Below are 3,303 nucleotides of genomic sequence, written 5' to 3'. Positions count from 1 at the left end.
TTAAAAATTAATTTAAAAAAATTTTTAAAAAAATACTTAATTTTATAAAAAATAAACTTAAAAAATAAAACACTAAAAAATTTCAAAAGAATAAACTTAAAAAACAAAAAATTTGAATAAAATTAATAAACTACCAAAGACAATAAGAATATTTTAATAAAAGATAGTAAAATAAAAATTAAAAGTATTTAAAATCTTAAATATTAATTAAAACTTCTATTTTAATATTTTTAATAATTAATTAAGTTAATTATATAAAATAACGATTTTTTAAAAAAATAATTAAAAAACTAATAAAAATAAATAAAATAAAAAAACCGAAAACTTTATATATAAGTACTTGCATACTATATTATAGTTACTAAAAGTAACTTTAAAAAAAACAAAAAGAAATAATTAATTTAAGAAATATGAATTGATTATTTCATATAAATAAATTTAAAATTTTATGATTATTAATTTACATTAAAATTAACAATGAAAATTAAAAAGAAACTTAAATAAAATTTTAAGTACTTGAAGTTAATTTAATAAAAATTATTAATAGCTTATACTTATAATTTATTGAGCTTCAATCAATAAGGAGATGATTATTATGGCTGAAAATAATAATAAAAATCCAACATTAAAAGTTGCAGAAGCTTTATCACAACGCGATATTGGTCAAGGTATTGCAAGAATTGATCCAAACGCAATGAGTGAATTAGGTCTTAAAGAAGGAGACATTATTGCTATTAAAGGATCAAAATTAACTGCTGCTACTGTAGTAGCATCACAATCAGATATTGGTCTTGGAATCATAAGGATTGATGGTACCATAAGGAAAAATTCTGGTGCATCAATTGGTGAAGAAGTTGAAATTAAAAAAGCTGATGTAAAAGAAGCTAAAAAAATCGTTCTTGCACCAACTGAAAACAATGTTAAAATTCAAGGTGACATCCGTGGATTATTCATGAACAAAATCATGGTTAAAGGAGACATTGTAGGATCTGGAATTAAACCATCAATGTTTAATGGAAGCCGTAGCCCATTTGATGATATGTTTAATAACTTCATGGATATAAGTCCAATGGGTGAATTAAAATTCGCAGTAGTTTCAACACACCCAACTGGAGTAGTTAAAGTAGGTCCAAATACTCAAATAACTCTTGAAGATCATCCAGTAGATGTATCTAAATTAGAAGGTGTTTCAAACCTTGTAAATGTAAGTTATGATGATATTGGTGGTCTTAAAGATGAAGTTAGAAAAGTAAGGGAAATGATTGAGATTCCTCTTAAAAGGCCAGAACTTTTCGATAGATTAGGTATTGCACCACCAAAAGGAATTTTAATGCATGGACCTCCAGGAACTGGAAAAACATTACTTGCAAAAGCTGTAGCTAGCGAAAGTGATGCTCACTTTATTGCAATTAATGGACCAGAAATCATGAGTAAATATGTAGGTGGATCTGAAGAAAACTTAAGAGAATTCTTCGAAGAAGCTGAAGCAAATGCACCATCTATTATATTTATTGATGAATTAGATGCTATTGCACCTAAAAGGGAAGAAACCCAAGGTGAAGTAGAAAGAAGAACAGTTGCACAACTTCTAACATTAATGGATGGTCTTAATTCAAGAGGACAAGTAGTTGTTATTGGAGCAACTAACAGACCAGATTCATTAGACCCTGCATTAAGAAGACCTGGAAGATTTGATAGGGAAATTGAAATAGGTGTCCCTGACAAAGAAGAAAGGAAAGAAGTACTTGAAATTCACACAAGAAACATGCCTTTAGCAAAAGATGTTGATCTTGATAAAATTGCTGAAAATACTCATGGATTTGTAGGTGCAGATCTTGAATCATTATGTAAAGAAGCAGCAATGAGAGTTGTAAGGAGAATTGTCCCAGATATTAAATCTGAAGATGAAAAAATTCCAGAAGAAACTCTTAAAAAAATCGTTGTAACTAAAAATGATTTTAAAGAAGCATTAAAAGAAATTCAACCATCTGCATTAAGAGAAGTTCTTGTTCAAATTCCAGATGTAAAATGGGATGATATTGGTGGATTAGAAGATGCAAAACAAGAATTAAAAGAAGCTGTTGAATGGCCATTAAAATACCCTGATAAATTCAAAGAATTCCATGTTGAGCCACCTAAAGGAGTATTATTATATGGTCCTCCAGGAACTGGAAAAACCTTACTTGCAAAAGCAGTAGCAAACGAAAGTGATGCTAACTTTATTGCAATCAAAGGTCCAGAACTTCTATCTAAATGGGTAGGAGAATCAGAAAAAGGTGTAAGAGAAGTATTCAGAAAAGCAAGACAAACTGCACCAACAGTTATCTTCTTTGATGAAATTGATTCAATTGCTAACACTCGTGGAAGCGATGCTGGAGGTTCTGGTGTTACCCAAAGAGTAGTTAACCAATTACTTACAGAAATTGATGGAATGGAAGATCTTCATGATGTAGCAATTATTGCTGCAACTAACAGGCCAGATATTATTGATCCTGGATTAATGAGACCTGGAAGATTTGACAGACATATTAAAGTTGACACACCAAATGAAGAAAGTAGACTTGCTATCTTCAAAGCTCATGCAGACAAAATGCCTCTTGCAGACGATGTTGACCTTGAAAAATTAGCAAAACATAGTGAAGGTTATGTCGGAGCAGATATTGAAGCTGTTTGTCGTGAAGCAGCAATGTTAACTTTAAGAGAAAATATGGATGCTAAAGAAATCCATATGAAAGCATTTAACCAAGCTATGGATAAAGTTAAACCTAATAAAGAAAACACTGATGAAATGGTCCAATACTTATAGATAAATAATTAACCTCTATTAATAAATAAGTAAAAAACCAAAACATGAGCTTAAAAGCTTATTAAATGAGTGTTTATAAGCTGAACCTACTTATAAACACTTAACCCTCTAAAAAATAAATTGATAGTGTTTATAAGCAAAACCTACTTATAAACACTTAAATATCATATTAAATAAATTAAATCTACCATAATTAAATATAAATTAAAAAAGCGATATGGAAAACCATAAATTAGAAATCTCTCTTAAAAATTTAGAAATTTAGATATAGAAACACGTAAGTAAAATTTAAACACGTAAAAATTAAAATCATATAATTATCATTTTTCTTCTGCTATGATAATTATATTAAAACAAAACAAAGGATATTATTAATATAATATCTTAAGAAAATCTTTTAAATATCGGATGTAAATTTTAACACATAGAAAAATAAGAATTAGATTATTTTATAAGATAATTTAATTCTTATTTTTTTTAAAATATTAGTAATACTT

General features: G+C 27.9%; 1 protein-coding gene. It reads left to right on the top strand.

Going from position 1 to position 3,303, the window contains the following annotated elements; translation table 11 throughout:
• Nucleotides 1-595: 595 nt before the first annotated feature.
• A complete protein-coding gene (locus tag BGI41_RS07290) occupies nucleotides 596-2,806 on the top strand; it encodes a CDC48 family AAA ATPase (protein ID WP_088539996.1) in 2,211 nt (736 codons plus the stop codon).
• The last annotated feature ends 497 nt before the right edge of the window (nucleotides 2,807-3,303 follow it).

This window comes from Methanobrevibacter sp. 87.7, assembly GCF_002208625.1.
Classification (GTDB): Archaea; Methanobacteriota; Methanobacteria; order Methanobacteriales; family Methanobacteriaceae; genus Methanarmilla.
This window is presented reverse-complemented; position numbering and strand designations above follow the sequence as displayed.